The organism is Streptomyces sp. NPDC000151, from assembly GCF_040301705.1.
GTDB lineage: Bacteria > Actinomycetota > Actinomycetes > Streptomycetales > Streptomycetaceae > Streptomyces.
Genome location: NZ_JBEPFC010000129.1, coordinates 1 through 21,301 on the forward strand (window position 1 = coordinate 1; position 21,301 = coordinate 21,301).

Genomic DNA, 21,301 nt, shown 5'->3' on the forward strand with positions numbered 1-21,301 from the left:
GGCGGCGCGGGCGCGGCGGCCGACCCGCCGCCGCTGGCCCTGGAGGGCTACGGCCAGTCCCAGTCCCACGACGGGATCGCGCCGGGCGAGCCGAACCCGCAGGGCGCCGGGTACCGCGCGGTCGCCGAGCTGCCGGACGGCCCGGCCGACGCGCCCGTGTACCGGCCCCAGGGCCCGATCGGCAAGGACGCGGTGGCGCGGCTGGCCAAGGCGCTGGACGTGGCGGGCCAGGTCCGCTCCGAAGGCGGTACATGGAAGGTCGGCGGCCAGGACAAGGACTCCCGCGGGCCCGTGCTGCAGGTGGCCAAGGCCGGCACCGGCTCCTGGACGTTCGCGCAGTACGGCACGCCGGGCGGCGTGAACTGCGCGCTGCCCGCGACGCCCAAGGGCAAGGAGGCGGACGAGAAGACCGGCCACTCCTCCGACGGGCCCGGCTGCCCCTCGTACCGCGGCCGGGACGCCACGACCGAGGACGACGGCAGCGGCAAGGGCGCGGTCTCCCAGGAGAAGGCGAAGGAGGCGGTGCGGCCGGTGCTCGCGGCGCTGGGGCAGCAGGACGCGAAGCTGAACGCCGGCGGGCTGTCCGGCGCGGTGCGCATCGTCTCGGCCGACCCGGTGATCGGCGGCCTGCCGACGTACGGCTGGCAGAGCGATCTGCAGGTCGGCGCGGACGGCCAGGTGGTCGGCGGCAGCGGCCAGCTCGCGCGGCCGCTCAAGGGCGACACGTATCCGGTGCTGAGCGCGGCGAAGACGCTGGCGCACCTGAACGGCGGGGCCGGCACGGGCACGGGCAAGGACTCCGGCGCCCCGTGTGCCACGCCGCTGCCGGACAAGGGCGCTAAGGGCGACGCGGACGAGAAGGCGGACGGGAAGGGCGACGGGAAGAGCGTCGCGCCGTGCGAGCCGGCGCCCGGGAAGCCCGCCCCCGCCGAGGTGACCGGTGCCCGGTTCGGCCTGTCGGTGCAGTTCGTGAACGGCAGCCAGGCGCTGGTGCCGTCGTGGCTGTACGAGGTGCGGCAGCCCGGTTCGACCAGCGGCAAGGACGCCCGCACCACGGTCGCGCATCCGGCCGTCGACCCGAAGTTCGTGGTGGACCGGGACGCCGGGGACGCCGCGACGCAGCGGCCCGCGCATCCGCCGCAGGGCGGCAAGCAGGGCAAGAAGGGCGCGACGGGCCTGGAGTCGTACTCGGTGGCCGACGGCGGCAAGAAGCTGACGCTGCACTTCTGGGGCGGGGTGTGCAGCGACTACTCCGCGAGCGCCGACCAGTCGGGTACGGCCGTGACCGCGCAGGTCACCGGCAAGGACAAGAAGCCCGGCGGGGTCTGCATCAAGGTCGCCAAGCAGTTCACCGAGACGGTGACGCTGGACTCCCCGCTGGACGGGCGGGAGGTCATCGACGCCTCCAGTGGCGAAACGGTGCCGCAGACGCAGAAGTGACGGCGGGCCGAAGCCGCCGGTAGGCGGTCATGACGAAGGCGGCGCTCCCGGAGGGGAACGCCGCCTTCGTCTGTGTCTCCGTGTGCCGGAGCCCGTCTCCGTGAGCCGGAGCCGGTCGGCTCAGCTGAAGGAGTCGCCGCAGGCGCAGGAGCCGGTGGCGTTGGGGTTGTCGATCGTGAAGCCCTGCTTCTCGATGGTGTCGACGAAGTCGATGGAGGCACCACCCAGGTACGGGGCGCTCATCCGGTCGGTCACGACCTTCACGCCGCCGAAGTCCTTCACGACGTCGCCGTCGAGCGAGCGCTCGTCGAAGAAGAGCTGGTAGCGCAGGCCGGAGCAGCCACCGGGCTGAACGGCCACCCGCAGCGCGAGGTCGTCCCGGCCCTCCTGCTCCAGCAGGCTCTTGACCTTCGACGCGGCCGTGTCAGAAAGGATGATGCCGTCGCTGACGGTGGTCTCGTCCTGAACGCTCATCTACATCTCTCCCGGGTTGTACGGACCCCTTGCCCTCGGAAGTAACCGACGGGGCCCCGGATTCATTCCGGGCGGGCTCATTGAGTTTCTGGGGAAATCAGCTGACCCCCTCCTCATGCTCGCATACCCGCAGCCCTGGGTCAGTGCCCGCCGGAAACGGCCTGCCGGGTGATGCGTCACATCGACATAATGCCCGTCGTCAAACTGACGTGAAGCGGCTATGATAGATAACGTCATATCGACGAAAAGCCCGGTGCAGGCACCGGCTCCACCGGAGCGGCTTCGCCGCGCTCGACCAGGAAAAGAGAGGGTGCGTGTCGTGACCACCGCCCAGCCCCGTCAGGACCTCGACGTGCAGCCCACGCCGCTCGCACTGCTGCTGCTCGGCCGGGAGGCCGACCCGAAGAGCGAGCGCGGCGTCGAGTGCCCCGGCGACCTGCCCGCTCCTTCCGACCCCGACCTCGTGGCCCGGGCCCGCGCCGCCAAGGCGAAGCTCGGGGAGAAGGTCTTCGTGCTCGGGCACCACTACCAGCGCGACGAGGTGATCGAGTTCGCCGATGTCACCGGCGACTCCTTCAAACTCGCGCGGGACGCCGCGGCCCGCCCGGACGCGGAGTACATCGTCTTCTGCGGCGTGCACTTCATGGCCGAGTCCGCCGACATCCTCACGGGCGACGACCAGAAGGTCGTCCTCCCGGACCTGGCCGCCGGCTGCTCGATGGCCGACATGGCCAGCGCCGAGCAGGTCGCGGAGTGCTGGGACGTGCTGACCGAGGCGGGCGTCGCCGAGCAGGTCGTGCCCGTCTCGTACATGAACTCCTCCGCCGACATCAAGGCCTTCACCGGCAAGCACGGCGGCACGATCTGCACGTCGTCCAATGCGAAGCGGGCGCTGGACTGGGCGTTCGAGCAGGGCGAGAAGGTCCTGTTCCTGCCCGACCAGCACCTCGGCCGGAACACCGCCGTCCGCGACATGGGCATGTCCCTGGACGACTGCGTGGTCTACAACCCGCACAAGCCGAACGGCGGGCTCACCGTCGAGCAGCTGCGCGCCGCGAAGATGATCCTGTGGCGCGGCCACTGCTCGGTGCACGGCCGCTTCTCGCTGGAGTCGGTCGAGGACGTACGGGCGCGGATACCGGGCGTGAACGTGCTGGTGCACCCGGAGTGCAAGCACGAGGTCGTGGCGGCGGCGGACTACGTCGGCTCGACGGAGTACATCATCAAGGCCCTGGAGGCGGCCCCTGCCGGGTCCAAGTGGGCCATCGGTACGGAGCTGAACCTGGTCCGCCGCCTGGCGAACCGGTTCGCTCCCGAGGGCAAGGAGATCGTCTTCCTCGACAAGACGGTCTGCTTCTGCTCGACGATGAACCGCATCGACCTGCCGCACCTGGTCTGGACCCTGGAGTCGCTGGCGGACGGCAAGCTCGTCAACCGGATCGAGGTCGACAAGGAGACGGAGAGCTTCGCGAAGCTGGCGCTTGAGCGGATGCTGGCGCTGCCATAGCCGTCACGTACGTGGGGCCCGTACCGGGATTCGGTACGGGCCCCACGTGCTGTTACGGATCAAACGCCGGCCGGCTCCGGCGTGCGGTCCTCGTCCTGCTTTACGGGCCCGGCGTTCTTGGCCGCCTTCTTCGTCGCCCGCCGTTCCCTCCGGAGCTCGATCATCGCGTACAGCGTCGGGACGAGCAGCAGGGTGAGCAGCGTCGAAGTGATCAGACCGCCGATCACGACCACCGCCAGCGGCTGGGAGATGAAGCCGCCGTCGCCGGTGACCGACAGGGCCATCGGCAGCAGCGCCATGATCGTGGCCAGTGCGGTCATCAGGATGGGCCGCAGCCGGTGGCGGCCGCCCTCGATGACCGCCTCGACCACGCCGTACCCCTGCGCCCGGTACTGGTTGATCAGGTCGATCAGCACGATCGCGTTGGTGACGACGATGCCGATGAGCATCAGCATGCCGATCATCGCGGGGACGCCCATCGGGGTGCCCGTGGCGACCAGCAGGCCGATCGCGCCGGTCGCCGCGAACGGGATCGACACCAGCAGGATCAGCGGCTGGATCAGCGACCGGAAGGTCGCGACCAGCAGCATGAACACGATCGCGATGGCCGCGAGCATCGCCAGGCCGAGCGAGCCGAACGCCTCGTCCTGGTCCGCGGAGACGCCGCCGATCTCGGCCGTGGCGCCCTTGGGCAGGTCGAGGTCCTTGAGCTCGGACTGCAGCTGGGCGGTGACCGCGCCGGTGTTGTCACCGGTCGGCTTGGCCGTGACCGTCGCGGACCGGGCGCCGTCGATGCGGGTCAGCTGCACCGGGCCCGGCACGGTCCGCACCTCGGCGATGTCGCCGAGCCGCACCACGCCCGACGGGCCCGGCAGCGCCAGCTTCTTCAGCTGGGCCTCCGTCGTGGCCGGGTGCGCCGACTTCACGACGACGTCCCGCTCGGCGTCGTCCAGCAGCGCCGTGCCGCTGGTGGTGCCGCGTACCGCCTGGCCGACGGCCTGGCCGAGGGTGGCCTGGGTGTAACCGGCGGCCGCCGCCCTGCTGTTGGCGGTGACGGAGATCCGGGGCACGCTCTGCGCCAGGTCGCTGGTGACGTCGGTGACGTCGTCCAGGCCCGCGACCTTCTTGCGCACCTGCTCGGCGGCGTCCTTCAGTACGTCGCCGTCGGCGGCCTTGACGACCACGCTCAGGTCCTGGTTGCCGAACGCCTGGCCGGCCGAGACGGTGGTGTCGCCGATGCCCTTGCCGAGCTTCTTCAGCCCGTCCCGGATGTCCGCGACGACCCGGTCGGAGTCATCGGCGTCGGCCAGCTTCACCTGGTACGACGCCTGGTTGGCGGCCGAACCGCCGCCGAAGGCCGCCATCATGCCCGACGAGCCGACGGTGACCTGGTAGTCCTGCACGCCGTCGGTGTCCGCGAGCACCTTCTCGACCCGCTTCGCCTGCTTGTCGGCGGCGGTCAGGCTGGTGCCGGGCGCCAGCTCCTGCTTGATGGACAGGGTGTCCTGGTCGCCCTGGTCGAAGAAGTTGGTCTTGAGCAGCGGGCCCATGCCGAACGTGCCGATGAGGATGACCACGGCGATGACCACGCTGGTGATCCGGCGCCGGGTCGCGAAACGCAGCACCGGTACGTAGAGCCGCTGCAGCGCGCTGCGGCTCTCCTTCTCCTCGGCGGCCTTGCGCAGCGCCTCGGGGTCGCCGCCCTCGGCGCCCTTCGGGGCGCGCAGGAACCAGTACGAGAGGACGGGCACGACGGTGAGGGAGACCAGCAGCGAGGCCAGCAGGGCCACGGTGACGGTGATCGAGAAGTCGCCGAAGAGGGCGCCCACCATGCCGCCGACCACGCCGATCGGCAGGAAGACCGCGACCGTGGTGAGGGTGGAGGAGGTGATCGCGCCGGAGACCTCGCGGACCGCGGTGAGGATGGCGGGCTTGCGCTCCTCGCCGTAGCCCAGGTGCCGCTTGATGTTCTCCAGTACGACGATGGAGTCGTCCACGACCCGGCCGATGGCGATGGTCAGCGCGCCCAGGGTGAGCATGTTCAGCGACAGGTCGCGGGTCCACAGCACGATCAGCGTGATGACGACGGACAGCGGGATGGACACCGCGGTCACCAGCGTCGAGCGCAGGCTCAGCAGGAAGACCAGGATCACGATCACGGCCATGACCAGGCCGAGCAGGCCCTCGGTGGTGAGGGACTCGATGGACTTGGAGACCTGCGGGCCCTGGTCGGAGACGACCGTGACGTCCGCGTCCTTGCCGAGGTCGGCGCGGATCTGCGGGAGCTTGTCCTTGACCGCGTCGGAGATGGCGACGGCGCTGCCGTCCTGGTCCATGGTGATCTGGACGGCGAGGCTCGGCTTGCCGTCCGTGCGGGTCAGGGAGGTCGGGGTGGCCGACTCCTGCCGCACGGTGGCGAGGTCGCCGACGCGTACCGGCGCGCCGCCCCCGGGCTTGCCCGCCGCGGCACCGGCAGCGGCCGGCGAGACGGTGAGGTCCTTGATCTGCTGGAGCGAGGTGTAGCCGCTGCCGACCTGGACGGTGCGGCTCTTGCCGTCCTCGGAGAAGGAGCCGGCCGGTACGGAAGCGCCGCCCGCCTCCAGGGCCTGGCCGAGCGCCGCCGGGGTGAGTCCCGCCTTCGCGAGCTTGGCGTCGTCCGGGGTGACGGCGACGACGCGGTCGCGCACGCCGCTCACGGTGACCTGGCCGACGCCGTCGATGTCCTTCAGGGACGGGACGACGCTGCGGTCCAGGCGGTCGGCGAGGGCCTGCTGGTCCTGGCCCGCCGAGGAGACGGCCAGCACGGTGGTCGGCAGGTCGTCGGTGGAGCCCGCCACGACCTGCGGGTCGACGTCGTCGGGCAGCTTGGCGCGGGCCCGGTTGACGGCCTGCTGGACGTCGGCGACCAGCGCCTTGGAGTCGTTGCCGTAGTCGAACTCGGCCATCACCACGGCCGAGCCCTCGCCGGCCGTCGAGGTGACGCCGGTGATGCCGTCGACCGCCTGGATGCCGTCCTCAAGAGGCTCGACGACCTGCTTCTCGACGACGTCGGGCGAGGCACCCTGGTACGGCGCCACGACGGACACCATGGGCATATCGATGGACGGCAGCAGCTGCTGCTTGAGCTGTGGGATCGCGATGGCCCCGAAGACGATCGCCACGATCGACATCAGTGCTATCAGGCCCCGTTGTGCGAGGCTGAGTCGGGACAGCCTGAACATGGGTGGGGTCTCTCTCTTTTGTTCGTAAACCTTCTCGGCAACGGGCCATGGCGGGCCCGCTTACACCATCCGGCACGAGAAGCGTCGTTTCCCTAGCACCCAGGTCCATTTCCGGCGTCGGGGCGTACCGCGTCCGTAGTACGCCCCGCTCCACCCGCTGCTACACCCGCGGGCGGACGAGTCCGGATTCGTACGCTATGACCACCAACTGCGCCCGGTCGCGGGCGCCCAGCTTGGCCATCGCGCGGTTCACGTGCGTCTTGACCGTCAGCGGGCTGACGGTCAGCTGCCCGGCGATCTCGTCGTTGGACAGGCCGCCCGCGACCAGCACCAGCACCTCGCGCTCCCGGCCGGTCAGCGACGCCAGCCGCGCGGCGTCCGGCCCTTCGGCGCCGTCCTCGCCGCTCCCCTGCGCCAGGAACCTCGCGATCAGCCCCTTGGTGGCCACGGGCGAGAGCAGCGCCTCGCCGGCCGCCGCGATACGGATCGCGTTCAGCAGCTCGTCCGGCTCCGCGCCCTTGCCGAGGAAGCCGCTGGCGCCCGCCCGCAGCGCCTGCACCACGTAGTCGTCGACCTCGAAGGTCGTCAGGATCACCACCCGTACGCCGGCCAGCTCCGGGTCCTCGCTGATCATGCGGGTGGCGGCCAGGCCGTCCACGCCGGGCATCCGGATGTCCATCAGGACCACGTCGGGCGCCGCGGAGCGGGCCAGCTCGTACGCCGCGGCGCCGTCCGACGCCTCGCCCACCACCCGCATCCCGGGCTCGGAGTCCACCAGCACCTTGAACGCGCTGCGCAGCAGCGCCTGGTCGTCGGCGAGCAGCACCTTGATCGTCATGTCGTCTCCCCCGTGCGCGCGGGCTGCAGCGGCAGCCGCACCCGTACCTTGAATCCGCCGGCCGGGCGGGGCCCGGTCTCCACCGTGCCGCGCAGCGCCACGACCCGTTCCCGCATCCCGATCAGTCCGTGCCCGCCACCGTCCGTACGGTCCTCCGGTCCCTCCTGCTCGCCGGGGCGCGGGCGCGGTCCGGCGGGCCGCCCGCCGCCGTCGTCCAGCACCGTCACCGTCAGCGCCTCGGCCGAGCGGACGATCCGTACCGTGGCCCGGGCGCCCTCCCCCGCGTGCTTGTGCACATTGGTCAGCGCCTCCTGGACGATGCGGTACGCGGTGAGGTCGACCGAGGCGGGCAGGCCCTCGGGGCTGCCGGGCGGCAGCTCCAGCTCGACGGGCAGCCCGGCGCGTACGAACCCGTCGATCAGCTGGTCCAGGACGCCGAGGCCCGGGGCCGGTTCGGTGGGCGCGTGCGGGTCGTCGGACTGGCGCAGCAGGCCGACCGTGGCGCGCAGCTCGTCCAGCGCGGACCGGGACGCCTCGCGGACGTGCGCGAGGGCCTGTTTGGCCTGGTCGGGGCGGCTGTCCATGACGTGCGAGGCGACCCCGGCCTGGACGTTGACCAGCGCGATGTGGTGCGCGACGACGTCGTGCAGCTCGCGGGCGATGCGCAGGCGCTCCTCGGCGACCCGGCGTCCGGCCTCCTCCTCGCGGGTGCGTTCGGCCCGCTCGGCCCGCTCCTCGATGGCGGCCACGAAGGCGCGGCGGCTGCGGACCGCGTCACCGGCCGCGGCCGCCATGCCCGTCCACGCGAAGATCGCCAGGTTCTCCTGGGCGTACCAGGGGCGTGTACTGGTGAGCATCGCGGCGGCGGTGAGCACCAGGACGGTCAGCGCGCCGATCCGCCAGGTGGTGGGGCGGTCGGTGCGGGCCGCGAGGGTGAAGACGGCGATGACCGAGGCCACGGCCACCGGGGCGCGCGGCTCGCTGCTGGCGGTCACCAGCTCGGCCAGCGTCATGGCGCAGGTGAAGGCGAGGACGCTGCGCGGGTAACGGCGGCGCAGTACGAGCGCGGCGCAGGCCAGCGCGGCGAGGAGGACCGCCGTCGGCTCCAGCGGGTGGGCGCCGAAGCGCGGCCCGTACCGGCCGTGCGGGCCGGCCGCCGCGCCGACCAGGATCACCGCGAAGACGGCCACCGCCAGGACCGCGTCGAGCACGACGGGGTGCGCGCGGAGCCGGGCGAGGAGCGCGGGCCCGGGCAGCGGGCCCTGTCCGGTGGCGAGGGGAGTCACGACAGGAAACGGTAGCGCCCCGGCCGCCGGACGCGGCCCGCCGAGGTGGTCGGCGGGCGGCGGCCCGGCGAACGGGGCGCGTACGTGCTGGAGGAAGCCGGGCGGTCGCCGTCCCCGCGGGCACGGGGACGGGGCCGCCGGAGCGGGCTGGTCAGCCCGGGATGAGGCCGTCGTCGCTGAGCATCTCGCGGACCTCGTCGAGAGTGGCGCCGGGCCCTGGCAGGATCAGCTCCGAGGGCTCCAGGGAGTCGTCGGGCAGCGGCTCGCCCAGCCGGCGTACGGCGTCGAGCAGCGCGCCCAGGGTCCGCCGGAAGCCGTCCTGGTCGCCGCTCTCCATCTCGGCGAGCAGCTCGTCATCCAGCTTGTTGAGCTCGATGAGGTGGCTGTCCGCCACCGTTACCTGCCCCTCGCCCATGATCCGTACGATCACGACGGTCTCCTCTGGTCCGGTCCGGCGATCCCGACGAGGCTATCCGCGCCCGCCGCTCACTGCTTGTCGAAACGCGGCTGGTCCTGCTGCGGTGCCTGCTGGGCCTGACCGCCCTGGCCGCCCTCGATGGCCTGCTGACCCGCGGAGGACCCGCCCGCCAGCTCGGCCTTCATGCGCTGCAGCTCCAGCTCGACGTCGCCGCCGCCGGAGATCCGGTCCAGCTCGGCCGTGAGGTCGTCCTTGGCCATGCCGGTCGGGTCGTCCAGCGCGCCGGACGCCAGCAGCTCGTCGATTGCCCCGGCCCTGGCCTGCATCTGCGCGGTCCGGTCCTCGGCGCGCTGCACGGCCAGGCCCACGTCGCCCATCTCCTCGGAGATGCCGGAGACGGCCTCGCCGATCCGGGTCTGCGCCTGGGCCGCGGTGTAGGTGGCCTTGATGGTCTCCTTCTTCGTACGGAAGGCGTCCACCTTGGCCTGGAGGCGCTGCGCGGCGAGCGTGAGCTTCTCCTCCTCGCCCTGCAGCGTCTGGTGCTGCGTCTCCAGGTCGGTGACCTGCTGCTGCAGGGCCTGCCGGCGGGAGAGCGCCTCGCGGGCCAGGTCCTCGCGGCCGAGCGCGAGGGCCTTGCGGCCCTGGTCCTCCAGCTTGGACGACTGGCCCTGGAGCTGGTTGAGCTGGAGCTCCAGGCGCTTGCGGGAGGTCGCGACGTCGGCGACCCCGCGCCGGACCTTCTGGAGCAGCTCCAGCTGCTTCTGGTAGGAGTAATCGAGGGTCTCGCGCGGATCCTCGGCCCGGTCAAGGGCCTTGTTGGCCTTCGCGCGGAAGATCATCCCCATCCGCTTCATGACACCGTCGCTCATGGGCCTCGAGCGCCCCCTTCTGACCGAGTTTCTTCGGGCTTCGGCTCCAGCACATCTACAGACCCCACAGTACGGGCCCCGGTTCCATTACCGCACTGCTTGGACCCGGATGTGCTCCTCCTGCAGGACGATCAGGTATCTCCCTTTCTCCGGCGCAGGGAGTAGGCGGGGTACGGGTACCCGCCCGGCCGTTGCCGGATCGTTCCCCTCGGGCTCTGGCCCACGGAGGGCGACCGCGTACCCTTGGGCTTTGTGTTCCGAAGCCGTTCGAAGGATGAGCGGTCCGCGACCTCCAAGGTGACCGCGGACCAGCCCCAGCAGCCACGCGACCCGCAGGCCCCCAAGGGCCGCCCGACGCCGAAGCGCAGTCAGGCGCAGACTCAGCGCCGTACTCGCGCGCAGTCGGCACCGGCCAACCGCAAGGAGGCCGTCAAGGCCCAGCGGGAGGCCCGCCGCGCCGACATGGCCAGGCAGCGCGAAGCGCTGGCCAAGGGCGACGAGCGGTATCTCCCCGTCCGGGACAAGGGCCCGGTCCGCCGCTTCGCGCGGGACTACGTCGACTCGCGCTGGTGCGTCGCGGAGTTCTTCCTGCCGGTGGCCGTGGTCATCCTGGTGCTGACCATGGTCCGGGTGCCGCAGATCCAGAGCATCGCGCTCATCCTGTGGCTGGTCGTGATCCTGCTGATCGTGCTCGACTCGATCGCCGTCTGGATCGGCCTGACCAAGCGCCTCAAGGACCGGTTCCCGAACGAGAACCTCAAGGGCGTCAAGCCCTACGCCCTGATGCGCACCCTCCAGATGCGCCGCCTGCGGCTCCCCAAGCCGCAGGTCAAGCGGGGAGAGCGACCCTGAACACGGCTTCTTCCGGCTTTGCCGGAGGGGCCGGCCCCTGGCTCGACGAGCTCGGGGGCATCCGGAACACCGTCCGGCAGGAGCTGGTGGCCCGGCAGCTGGAGGAGCAGATCTCCGCGCGGTTCCCGGTGGGCCAGCGGCTGCGCGTCCTGGACGTCGGCCTCGGCCAGGGCACGCAGGCGCTCCGCCTGGCCCGCGCGGGCCACAAGGTCACCGGGCTGGAGTCCGACCCGACGATGCTGGCCGCGGTCCGCGCGTCGCTGGCCGGTGAGCCGGCCGGCATCCAGGAGCGGGTCCGGCTGATCGAGGGCGACGGCCGGGACACCGGCGTGCACTTCCTGCCCGGCACCTTCGACGTGGTGCTCTGCCACGGCGTCCTGATGTACGTCGAGGAGCCCGACCCGATGCTGGCCGGGCTGGCCCGGGTACTGGCGCCCGGCGGCCTGCTGTCCGTCCTGGTGCGCAACGCCGACGCGCTCGCGCTGCGCCCGGGGCTGTCCGGCGACTGGGACGCGGCCACGGCCGCGTTCGACTCGCCCCGGTACAAGAACCGGCTCGGCCTCATGGTGCGCGCCGACCGGCTCGACGCGCTCACCACCACCCTCGCCGGGATCGGCGCCCCGCTGCACGCCTGGTACGGCGTGCGGCTGTTCACCGACCTCGCGGCCGACGACGCCGTGCCGCCGCCCGTCGAGGAGCTGACCCGGCTGCTGGCCGCGGAGGAACGGGCCGGGCGCACCGACCCGTACCGCGCGGTGGCGGCCCTGCTGCACCTGTGCGGCGTGCGGGACTGAGCACGCGGAACGTGACAGGGGCGGCGGGCCCTCGGGCCCGCCGCCCCTCACGCGTGCCGGGAGCCGCTCAGCCCTCCGCCGCCTCGTCGCCCTCCTCGGCCTCGGCGTGCAGGCTCATCGGGCCGTAGATCTTCACGCCGTCCTCGAACAGGACCACCTGGTCCACGTCGCGGTCCAGGAGCGTCTTCCACTCCTCGCCGATCCAGGACTCCGCGTCCCCCTGCGTGGAGAAGTCCTCCGGCGCCTCCCCCGCGGGTGCCTCCGTACCGTCGGCCTTCTCGAACCGCCACGTCCACGCCATGTCCGCCTCCTGGTACCACCGGGTACGTGCTTGCTCGTGCTGGTGCCGTGCAGTGGTCATGCCCTGTGCTGCCGCTCAGGTGACATGTCCCGTACTGGTCCTCGAATACTGATCAGCAGCCTAACGGCCGTGTCGAGACGTCCCCCCGCGCGCCCGTCGGCCGGGGACAGGAGAAAATCGGCGGGTGGAACTGACACTGCTCGGCACCGGGGCCCCCGAGGGCCTGCCCCGCCCCGGCTGCCCCTGCGCCTCCTGCGCCGCCGCCACGGGCGACGCGGCGCGGGCGGCCACCGCGCTGCTCCTGGACGGCGCGCTGCTCCTCGACCTCACCCCGGGCGCCGCCTTCGCCGCGGCCCGCGCCGGGCAGTCGCTCACCGGCGTGCGCCAAGTGCTCCTGACGCACCCGCACGAGGGACCCGCCGTCGAGGTGCCCACCGGGGTGCCGCAGCCGGGCCGGGTCGCGGACGGGCGGGAGCTGGCGCTGCTGGACGGGCACCGGGTACGCGCGGTGGCGGTGGACGTGCCGGGCACCGGCTACGAGATCGGCGGCACCTACGGCGAGCGGCTGCTGTACCTGCCGCCGGGCGCCGCGCCCGCCGGGGCCGCCGAGGGCAAGGGGCCGTACGAAATGGTCGTACTGGACATACTGGGGCGCCCCGACGCGCTGGCCCGGCTGCGGGCGAGCGGCGCGGTGGACGCGGCGACCGACGTGCTCGCGGTGCACATCGACCACGCCGTCCCGCCCGGCGAGGAGCTGCACCGGCGGCTCGCGGCGGTCGGCGCGCGCGCCGTGCCGGACGGCACGTCGCTGCTGGTCGGCGAGTACCACGCGGTGCCCGACCTGCCGCGCAGGACGCTGGTGCTGGGCGGCGCGCGCAGCGGCAAGTCCGTCGAGGCCGAGCGCCGGCTCACCGCCTTCCCCGACGTGCTGTACGTCGCGACCGGCGGCCTGCGGGACGGCGACACCGAGTGGGCCGCCCGGGTCAGCGCCCACCGCGAGCGCCGCCCGTCCTCCTGGCGGACCGCCGAGACCTGCGACCTGGTGCCGCTGCTGGCGGGCGAGGACGAGGACGGCGACGGCTCCGGCACCGCGGAGAAGACCGCCGCCTCCCCGCTGCTGATCGACTGCCTGTCCCTGTGGCTGACGCACGCCATGGACGACGTGGGCGCCTGGGACGACGAGACCTGGGCGAACGGCGGCGAACGGGCGCTGCACGCGCGGGTGGACGAGCTGGTGGCCGCGGTGCGCGCCACCCGCAGGTCGCTGGTGGCGGTCAGCAACGAGGTCGGCTCCGGAGTGGTCCCCGCGACCCCGGCGGGCCGCCGCTTCCGGGACGAACTGGGCCGCCTGAACGCCGCGTTCGCCGCCGAGTGCGAGCACGTGCTGCTGGTCGTCGCGGGGCAGGCCATTACGCTGCGCGGGTGACGCGCGCGGGCGGCGGCCCGTGTCCCGCTTGCCGGACGGCCTTCCGTACCGTCACCTGACGGCATGGAACCGTCCCACGGCACGGACCGCACCACGCTCGCCCGGCGCTCTCGGCCCGCCGGCCGGTTCGACGAGGCGGTGCGCCGCTATCTGCGCGACCGGCCGCAGGCCACGGTCGTGGCGCTGGGCGAGGGCCTGGACCCCGGCTTCTGGCGGGTGGACAACGGGCAGTTGCGCTGGCTGACCGTCGAGGAGCCGGCGACCGCGGCGCTGCGCCGGATGCTGCTGCCGGACGGCCCCCGGTGGCGCACCCTCACCGGCCGGCTCACCGGGCCGCACTGGCCCGCCGCCGTCGCCCGCCCCGCGCTCGGCGTCCTGGTCCTCGCCTTCGGACCGCCGCCCGGCGCCGAGGCGCTGCGCGAGCTGCGTGCCCTGTGCGCCCGCCGGCTGCCGGGCTCGACGCTGCTGCTGGAGGCCCCGCTCCGGCGCCGGTACCGGCCGTCCGCGCACCGGGGGCGACGTTGCCGGTAACCTGCGCCGAATGAGCGCCCTGAACCTCGATGACTTCGCGAACCTGATCGAGCGCCCCGACGGCGGCTTGCGCCGGGACGCCGAGGAGCGGCGGGAGCGCCGCCTCGTGCGCCCCGCCGCGCTGGGCCGCCTCGACGAGCTGGGCGACTGGCTGGCCGCCGTGCAGCAGCAGGTTCCGGCCCGGCCCCTCGACCGGGTCCGTACGGTGCTGTTCGCGGGCGATCACGGGGTGGCCGAGCTGGGCGTCTCCGGCCGCCCTGCGGGCAGCGCGACGGACCTGGTGCGCGGGGTGCTGGAGGGGACGAGCCCGGCGGCGGTGCTGGCGCGGCGGTTCGACGCCCCGCCGCGCGTGGTCGACATGGCGCTGGACTGCGACCCCGGCGAGCTGCCCGAGGACGTCACCCGGCACCGCGTGCGGCGCGGCTCCGGCCGGATCGACATCGAGGACGCGCTGACCGCGGAGGAGGCCGAGCAGGCGTTCCGCGCGGGCATGGCGATCGCCGACGAGGAGGCGGACGCCGGTACGGACCTGGTCGTGCTCGGCGACCTCAGCGTGGGCGGCACCACCGCGGCCGGCGCGCTGATCGCCGCGCTGTGCGGCACCGACGCCTCGGTGGTCACCGGGCGCGGCGGCGCCGGCATCGACGACCTGGCCTGGATGCGCAAGTGCGCGGCGATCCGGGACGCGCTGCGTCGGGCCCGCCCGGTACTGGGCGACCAGCTCGCGCTGCTGGCCACCACGGCGGGCGCCGACCTGACCGCGGCCACCGGCTTCCTGCTGCAGAGCGCGGTGCGCCGGACGCCGGTGATCCTGGACGGCGTGGTCTCCGCCGCCTGCGCGCTGGTGGCGCAGCGGATCGCGTTCCGCGCGCCGGACTGGTGGGTGGCCGGGCAGTCCGGCGGCGAGCCGGCGCAGGCCAAGGCGCTGGACCGGATCGCGCTCACCCCGCTGCTCGACCACGGCGTCACAGCCGGCGAGGGCACGGGCGCCCTCCTCGCACTGCCGTTGGTCCAGGCCGCGGCCTCCCTGGCAGCGGAGCTGCCGGTACGGGACGAGGAGCCCACGGGGGAGTGAGACCGCGCCCCGCCAGGGGCGCGGGGAACTGCGCGACCGGCCACGACGACGCAGCAGTCGGCAACGGCGCTCACGGGGGCACCCCTGGTTCCGCCCCAGCGCCCGCCCCCACAAGGCCGCAGGCTAACCTGCCGCGGTGAGCGACACCCCCGACCAGCCGGCCGCCAAGGCCACCTCCGACGCGCTCCGTTTCGCGTTCGGCACGCTGACCGTGCTGCCCGTACGGCTGACCCGCTGGGACCGCCCGACGGCCCGCGGCGGCATGCTCTGCGCGCCGCTCGCCGGGCTGGTCGTCGGGCTGTGCGCGGCGGCGCTCGGCGCGGCCCTGCTCCTGCTGGGCGGCGGCCCGCTGCTGGCGGCCGTCGGCACGGTCGCGGTGCCCGCGGCGCTCACCCGCGGCCTGCATCTGGACGGGCTCGCGGACACCGCCGACGGACTGGGCAGCGGCAAGCCGGCGGACGACGCGCTGCGCATCATGAAGCAGTCCGACATCGGCCCGTTCGGCGTGCTCGTGCTCCTCCTGGCGCTGCTCGCCCAGGTCGCCGCGCTGTACGAGCTGTACGCGGCCGGCTGGGCGGCGGGCGCGGTGGCGGCGGTGGCCGGCGCGGTCACGGCCCGCCTGGCCCTCACCCTCGCCTCCCGGACGGGCGTACCGGCGGCCCGGCTTGAGGGGCTGGGGGCGGCGGTCGCGGGGACGGTGCCCGTACGGGCGGCTTGCGCCGTCGGGGTTGCCGTGGTCGCCGTGGTGGCAGCCACGGGGCTCGGTGCGTACGGCGATCCGTACGGCGCCGTGCACGCGGCCGTCGCCGTCCTCCTCGGCCTCGCCGCCGGCGAGGTACTGCTGCGGCACTGCGTGCGGCGCTTCGGCGGCGTGACGGGAGACGTCTTCGGCGGGCTCGCGGAAACGGCCGGGCTCGCAACGGTTGTGGTGATGGCACTCGGCTGACGCCGAGTGGTCCTCAATCGCCGGACGGGCTTTCTTTTCTGCAGGTCTTCCGCCAGGCCGTCAGGTCCATCTCCTTCTGCAGCGAACTGAGCCTCAGCTTCCGGGACGTCGCGCAGAAGCGCTCCGGCGGCAGGTCGTACTCCACGTGGAAGACGGCCTTGCCCGCGCGGACGAACGGCGTGAGCTTCTCGCACTCGTCGTACTCCGCGCACTGCTCGTTGACCGCGAAGTCGAAGTCGTCCACCAGCCGCGGGATCTGGCCGAGGTCGTTCTTCAGGCCGACCGCCATGCCGCGCTCGTGCGCGAGGCGGGCCACCATGCGGTTGAACTCCAGCTGGTGGGCGGCGGTCAGCGGGAAGCCGGAGCGGTTCGCGTAGCCGTCGACGTTGTCCGGCTCGATGGCGTCGAAGCCCTTGTCGCGGCACATGTCGAACCGCTCGGCCAGCAGCGGCTCCAGCACGTCCAGCCGCCGGATGTCCAGCCAGCGTTCGCCCTTCCAGCCGTTGGACCGGCCGATGACGGAGCGCGGGAAGTCCGCCGCGTCCGGGCGCCAGTCCTCCCAGGCGCCGACGCTGAGGTAGCAGATCACCTTGCGGTCGCGGCGGTGCAGCGCGGCGACGGTGGCCGTGCCGTGGTCGAAGCCCTCGATGTCGTAGACGGGCGCGTCCACGTCCGTGTCGAGGCGGCCGCTCAGCTGCCACTGCCAGTCCGTACCCGGCTTCGGCCGCCACCGCTCCCCTGCCGGCCGCCCGCCGTCGGCGCGGTCGGACGGGGCCGTCGTACAGGCCGTGGCGAAGGCCAGCAGCAACACGGCCAGGGCATGGACGAACGGCCGTGTCATGTACCGGCTCTCCTGTCTGCGAGGAGGCACGGTGGTGCGCCCCGCCTTGAGGACGGTGATCACCGGTGGGTGGTTGCCCGGACGGGGATTTATCCGGTGGCTCACCCTCCGGATAAATCCGCCATACCGCCTCCAAGTCACCCAAGTACCAGGAAAACCAAGGGCGTTCGCTTCCCCGGGCGGCAATTCGACCGGTCGGCCGGGGGAACAGGTAGCGCATCGGGCGGGACCGGGCGGGGCACCCGAGCGTAGGCTCGGCGCCAGCGGCGCCACGAGTGCCCATGGATTCCCCGGACGGAACAGGACCTTCAATACCGTGACTGCACTGACCCTCAGTACTTCATCCGCCGCGACGCTGCGCGCGGACGCCGTTGTCGTCGGCCTCGCCAAGGGCGCCAAGGGCCCCGTCGTGGCGCCCGGCGCCGAGGCCGTGGAGACGGCCTTCGACGGCAAGCTGGCCGACGTCCTGGAAACCCTGGGCGCGAGCGGCGCCGAGGGCGAGGTGACCAAGGTTCCGGCCGCCGGCGGGCTCAAGGCGCCGGTCGTACTGGCGGTCGGCCTGGGCGAGGCCCCGGCCGAGGGCGAGGGTTACGACAACGAGGCGCTGCGCCGCGCCGCCGGTGCCGCCGCGCGTGCGCTGACCGGCGCCAAGAAGGCCGCCTTCGCGCTGCCCGTCGAGGACGCCGACGCGGTCGCCGCGGTCGCCGAGGGCGCGCTGCTCGGCGCGTACAGCTTCACCGCCTACCGCAACACCAACGGCGACGCCAAGAAGGCAGCGGACAAGTCCGCGCCGCCGGCCGAGATCGCCGTCCTGGGTGCCAAGCCGCGCGACAAGGCCCACAAGGCCGCCGCCGAGCGTGCGCAGGCGCTGGCCGCGGAGATCAACCGCGCCCGCGACCTGATCAACACCCCGTCCAACGACCTGAACCCCAAGGCCTTCGCCGCGCAGGCGCAGGCCGCGGGCAAGGAGTACGGCCTCAAGGTCGAGGTGCTGGACGAGAAGGCGCTCAAGAAGGGCGGCTTCGGCGGCCTCATGGGCGTCGGCCAGGGCTCGGAGAACCCGCCGCGGCTGGTGAAGATCAGCCACACCCACGCCAAGGCGAAGAAGCACCTGGCGCTGGTCGGCAAGGGCATCACCTACGACTCGGGCGGCATCTCCCTGAAGCCGGCCGGCCACAACGAGACGATGAAGTGCGACATGAGCGGCGCCGCCGCGGTGTTCGCCGCGGTCGTCACGGCCGCCCGCCTGAACCTCCCGGTCAACGTCACCGGCTGGCTCGCGCTGGCCGAGAACATGCCCTCGGGCTCGGCCACCCGCCCGGGCGACGTGCTGACCATGTACAGCGGCAAGACCGTCGAGGTGCTGAACACCGACGCCGAGGGCCGCCTGGTCCTCGCCGACGCGATCACCCGCGCCTCCGAGGAGACCCCGGACGCGATCGTCGACGTGGCGACGCTGACCGGCGCGATGGTCGTGGCGCTGGGCAACCGCACCTTCGGCATCATGGCCAACGACGACGCCTTCCGCAGCTCCCTCCACGAGATCGCGGAGGAGGTCGGCGAGGAGTCCTGGCCGATGCCGATGCCCGAAGAGCTGCGCAAGACCCTGGACTCCCCGGTCGCCGACCTCAAGAACATCGGTGAGCGGATGGGCGGCGGCCTGCTGGCCGGCGTGTTCCTCCAGGAGTTCGTCGGCGAGGGCATCACCTGGGCGCACCTGGACATCGCGGGCCCGGCCTTCCACGAGGGCGCGCCCTACGGCTACACCCCCAAGGGCGGCACCGGCTCCTCGGTCCGCACCCTGGTCCGGCTCGCCGAGCGCACCGCCGCGGGCGACCTGCTCTGACCCGCTCGACCTGCTGCTTGACCTGCTGCGGACGCAGCGCATCGACACGGCCCCGGGCTCTTCGCACGGGGCCGTACGTGCGGGCGCGGACAGGCGATGCGTACGGGCGCGGACAGGTGTTCGCTCTCGACGAAATCCGTAGGTCCGTACGGCTGAGTAGCCCGTCCGGGCGGCCGATCGACGGGCCCCGGGCCCGGCCCGCCGTCCCGCCCGTGTTCAACAAGTGCGAAGATGGGGCTCGGCAGGACAGGGCCCCCCTTACCCAGGGCCGAAGTACTAGCGGCCGAACAACAGCCGCCGTCCGGTCATCGGAGACCGGCTCCGGCGTACCCATGCATGGAGGACGTGACGTGGCGAACGACGCCAGCACCGTTTTCGACCTAGTGATCCTCGGAGGCGGAAGCGGCGGCTACGCGGCTGCCCTGCGCGGGGCTCAGCTGGGCCTGGACGTCGCCCTGATCGAGAAGAACAAGCTCGGCGGCACCTGCCTGCACAACGGCTGCATCCCCACCAAGGCGCTGCTGCACGCCGGTGAGATCGCGGACCAGGCCCGTGAGGCCGCCCAGTTCGGTGTCAAGGCCTCGTTCGAGGGCATCGACATCGCCGGGGTCCACAAGTACAAGGACGACGTGATCTCGGGCCTGTACAAGGGTCTGCAGGGTCTGGTCGCCTCCCGCAAGGTGACCTACATCGAGGGTGAGGGCCGACTGTCCTCCCCCACCTCCGTCGACGTCAACGGACGTCGCGTCGAGGGCCGCCACATCCTGCTGGCGACCGGCTCCGTGCCGAAGTCGCTGCCGGGTCTGGAGATCGACGGCAACCGCATCATCTCCTCGGACCACGCGCTGACGCTGGACCGCGTGCCGGAGTCCGCGATCATCCTGGGCGGCGGCGTCATCGGCGTCGAGTTCGCCTCGGCGTGGAAGTCCTTCGGTACCGACGTCACCGTGATCGAGGGCCTCAAGCACCTCGTCCCGGTCGAGGACGAGAACAGCTCCAAGCTGCTGGAGCGCGCCTTCCGCAAGCGGGGCATCAAGTTCAACCTCGGCACCTTCTTCGAGAAGGCCGAGTACACCGAGAACGGCGTCAAGGTCACCCTTGCCGACGGCAAGACCTTCGAGTCGGAGGTGCTGCTGGTCGCGATCGGCCGCGGCCCCGTCTCCCAGGGTCTCGGTTACGAGGAGGCCGGGGTCGCCATGGACCGCGGCTACGTCCTCGTCGACGAGTACATGCGGACGAACGTGGAGACGATCTCCGCCGTCGGCGACCTCGTCCCCACGCTCCAGCTCGCGCACGTCGGCTTCGCGGAGGGCATCCTGGTTGCGGAGCGACTGGCCGGTCTCAAGACCGTGCCGATCGACTACGACGGCGTGCCGCGCGTGACGTACTGCCACCCGGAGGTCGCCTCGGTCGGTATCACCGAGGCGAAGGCCAAGGAGCTGTACGGCGCCGACAAGGTCGTCGCTCTGAAGTACAACCTCGCGGGCAACGGCAAGAGCAAGATCCTCAAGACCGCGGGCGAGATCAAGCTCGTCCAGGTCAAGGACGGTGCCGTGGTCGGCGTCCACATGGTCGGTGACCGTATGGGCGAGCAGGTCGGCGAGGCCCAGCTGGTCTACAACTGGGAGGCTCTGCCGGCCGAGGTTGCGCAGCTCATCCACGCGCACCCCACGCAGAACGAGGCGCTCGGCGAGGCCCACCTGGCCCTGGCCGGCAAGCCCCTCCACTCCCACGACTGACCCCAGTCCGGGCGCGACGACCACATCCGCAATTCGTAAGGAGCAACTGAAACCATGGCGGTTTCCGTAACCCTTCCGGCGCTCGGCGAGAGCGTCACCGAGGGCACCGTCACCCGCTGGCTCAAGGCCGAGGGTGAGCGCGTCGAGGCCGACGAGCCCCTGCTGGAGGTGTCGACCGACAAGGTCGACACCGAGATCCCCGCCCCCGCGGCCGGCGTCCTGGCGTCCATCAAGGTCGCCGAGGACGAGACCGTCGAGGTCGGCGCCGAGCTGGCCATCATCGACGACGGCTCCGGCGCCCCGGCCGAGGCCCCGGCCGCTGCCGAGGCTCCGGCCGAGCAGCCCGAGCCCGCCCCCGCTGCCGAGGCTCCGGCCCCGGCCGCCGCCGAGGCCCCCGCCGCCCCGGCCGGTGGTGCCGAGGGCACCGACGTCGTGCTGCCCGCGCTGGGCGAGTCGGTCACCGAGGGCACCGTCACCCGGTGGCTGAAGGAGGTCGGCGAGTCCGTCGAGGCCGACGAGCCGCTGCTCGAGGTCTCCACCGACAAGGTCGACACCGAGATCCCCGCCCCGGCCTCCGGCACCCTGCTGGAGATCGTGGTGGCCGAGGACGAGACCGCCGAGGTCGGCGCCAAGCTCGCCGTCATCGGTGCCGCCGGCGCTGCCCCCGCGGCTGCCCCGGCCCCGGCCGCTCCGGCGCCCGCCCCGGCCGCCGAGCAGCCCGCCCCGGCCCCGCAGCCCGAGCCCACCCCGGCTCCGGCCCCGGCCGCCCCCGCGGCTCCGGCCGCCCCGGCCCCGGCCCCGGCACCGGCCCCCGCCGCACAGCCCACCCAGGGCACACCGGCCGCACCGGCAGGAGAGCCCGACGGCGCCAAAGTCACCCCCCTGGAGCGCAAGCTG

At 72.9% G+C, this 21,301-nt stretch carries 19 protein-coding genes; 11 read left to right on the forward strand and 8 right to left on the reverse strand.

Translation table 11 applies throughout. The features are described 5' to 3' along the window. The coding region (locus tag ABT381_RS27730; RefSeq protein WP_351599302.1) for a hypothetical protein at positions 1-1,440 on the forward strand (1,440 nt) is incomplete at its 5' end. A gap of 120 nt (positions 1,441-1,560) precedes the next feature. Here the strand turns inward: ABT381_RS27730 and ABT381_RS27735 are convergent. Next, positions 1,561-1,914, reverse strand: a complete 354-nt coding sequence (locus ABT381_RS27735) for a HesB/IscA family protein (protein WP_351599303.1) — start codon at positions 1,912-1,914, stop codon at positions 1,561-1,563. A 310-nt stretch (positions 1,915-2,224) separates the two neighbouring features. On the opposite strand from ABT381_RS27735, the gene nadA reads away from it, so the two are divergent. Next, positions 2,225-3,421, forward strand: a complete 1,197-nt coding sequence (nadA, locus tag ABT381_RS27740; protein WP_351599304.1) for a quinolinate synthase NadA — start codon at positions 2,225-2,227, stop codon at positions 3,419-3,421. A 59-nt stretch (positions 3,422-3,480) separates the two neighbouring features. Here nadA and ABT381_RS27745 read toward each other — a convergent pair whose 3' ends face one another. The 5 genes from ABT381_RS27745 to ABT381_RS27765 form a co-directional block, all read right to left on the reverse strand. Further along, a complete protein-coding gene (locus ABT381_RS27745) occupies positions 3,481-6,642 on the reverse strand; it encodes an efflux RND transporter permease subunit (protein WP_351599305.1) in 3,162 nt (1,053 codons plus the stop codon). 160 nt (positions 6,643-6,802) lie between these two features. Further along, positions 6,803-7,480, reverse strand: a complete 678-nt coding sequence (locus tag ABT381_RS27750) for a response regulator (RefSeq protein WP_351599306.1) — start codon at positions 7,478-7,480, stop codon at positions 6,803-6,805. Then, the gene (locus ABT381_RS27755) at positions 7,477-8,766 is read right to left on the reverse strand and encodes a sensor histidine kinase (protein WP_467754612.1); all 1,290 of its coding nucleotides are present in this window, start codon (positions 8,764-8,766) and stop codon (positions 7,477-7,479) included. Before ABT381_RS27755 ends, ABT381_RS27750 begins: the two co-directional genes overlap by 4 nt. Before the next feature lie 151 nt (positions 8,767-8,917). Then, positions 8,918-9,196 (reverse strand): PspA-associated protein PspAA, encoded by a 279-nt coding sequence (gene pspAA / locus ABT381_RS27760; protein ID WP_351599307.1) that lies wholly within the window; start codon positions 9,194-9,196, stop codon positions 8,918-8,920. A gap of 56 nt (positions 9,197-9,252) precedes the next feature. Next, a complete protein-coding gene (locus ABT381_RS27765; RefSeq protein WP_351599308.1) occupies positions 9,253-10,053 on the reverse strand; it encodes a PspA/IM30 family protein in 801 nt (266 codons plus the stop codon). 252 nt (positions 10,054-10,305) lie between these two features. Here ABT381_RS27765 and ABT381_RS27770 point away from each other — a divergent pair, with 252 nt between their 5' ends. Together ABT381_RS27770 and ABT381_RS27775 are read left to right on the forward strand one after the other, a co-directional pair. Next, a complete protein-coding gene (locus ABT381_RS27770) occupies positions 10,306-10,905 on the forward strand; it encodes a DUF3043 domain-containing protein (protein WP_351599309.1) in 600 nt (199 codons plus the stop codon). An 86-nt stretch (positions 10,906-10,991) separates the two neighbouring features. Continuing rightward, positions 10,992-11,699 carry a class I SAM-dependent methyltransferase gene (locus ABT381_RS27775; RefSeq protein WP_351599310.1) on the forward strand — a complete coding sequence of 236 codons (708 nt, stop codon included), beginning with the start codon at positions 10,992-10,994 and terminating at the stop codon, positions 11,697-11,699. 67 nt (positions 11,700-11,766) lie between these two features. Here ABT381_RS27775 and ABT381_RS27780 read toward each other — a convergent pair whose 3' ends face one another. Next, positions 11,767-12,000 (reverse strand): hypothetical protein, encoded by a 234-nt coding sequence (locus tag ABT381_RS27780; RefSeq protein ID WP_351599311.1) that lies wholly within the window; start codon positions 11,998-12,000, stop codon positions 11,767-11,769. Positions 12,001-12,184: 184 nt separating this feature from the next. On the opposite strand from ABT381_RS27780, the gene ABT381_RS27785 reads away from it, so the two are divergent. The 4 genes from ABT381_RS27785 to ABT381_RS27800 all read left to right on the forward strand — a co-directional run bounded on the left by ABT381_RS27785 (position 12,185) and on the right by ABT381_RS27800 (position 15,978). Further along, the gene (locus tag ABT381_RS27785; RefSeq protein WP_351599312.1) at positions 12,185-13,426 is read left to right on the forward strand and encodes a bifunctional adenosylcobinamide kinase/adenosylcobinamide-phosphate guanylyltransferase; all 1,242 of its coding nucleotides are present in this window, start codon (positions 12,185-12,187) and stop codon (positions 13,424-13,426) included. Positions 13,427-13,489: 63 nt separating this feature from the next. Next, positions 13,490-13,957 carry a hypothetical protein gene (locus ABT381_RS27790; protein ID WP_351599313.1) on the forward strand — a complete coding sequence of 156 codons (468 nt, stop codon included), beginning with the start codon at positions 13,490-13,492 and terminating at the stop codon, positions 13,955-13,957. A 10-nt stretch (positions 13,958-13,967) separates the two neighbouring features. After that, entirely contained in the window at positions 13,968-15,032 is a 1,065-nt protein-coding gene (locus ABT381_RS27795; RefSeq protein WP_351599314.1) for a nicotinate-nucleotide--dimethylbenzimidazole phosphoribosyltransferase, read from the forward strand. Positions 15,033-15,168: 136 nt separating this feature from the next. Continuing rightward, positions 15,169-15,978: an adenosylcobinamide-GDP ribazoletransferase gene (locus tag ABT381_RS27800; protein ID WP_351599315.1), complete on the forward strand. Its 810-nt coding sequence runs from the start codon at positions 15,169-15,171 to the stop codon at positions 15,976-15,978. A gap of 13 nt (positions 15,979-15,991) precedes the next feature. Here the strand turns inward: ABT381_RS27800 and ABT381_RS27805 are convergent, their stop codons facing one another. After that, entirely contained in the window at positions 15,992-16,819 is an 828-nt protein-coding gene (locus tag ABT381_RS27805; protein WP_351599316.1) for an endo alpha-1,4 polygalactosaminidase, read from the reverse strand. Between the two features lie 316 nt (positions 16,820-17,135). Between ABT381_RS27805 and ABT381_RS27810 the strand changes: the two genes are divergently transcribed. The 3 genes from ABT381_RS27810 to ABT381_RS27820 form a co-directional block, all read left to right on the forward strand. Continuing rightward, on the forward strand, positions 17,136-18,665 hold the full coding sequence (locus ABT381_RS27810) for a leucyl aminopeptidase (RefSeq protein WP_351599317.1): 1,530 nt from the start codon (positions 17,136-17,138) through the stop codon (positions 18,663-18,665). A gap of 350 nt (positions 18,666-19,015) precedes the next feature. After that, positions 19,016-20,404 (forward strand): dihydrolipoyl dehydrogenase, encoded by a 1,389-nt coding sequence (gene lpdA, locus ABT381_RS27815; protein ID WP_351599318.1) that lies wholly within the window; start codon positions 19,016-19,018, stop codon positions 20,402-20,404. A 54-nt stretch (positions 20,405-20,458) separates the two neighbouring features. Then, on the forward strand, positions 20,459-21,301 hold an 843-nt coding region (locus tag ABT381_RS27820; RefSeq protein WP_351599319.1), incomplete at its 3' end, for a biotin/lipoyl-containing protein.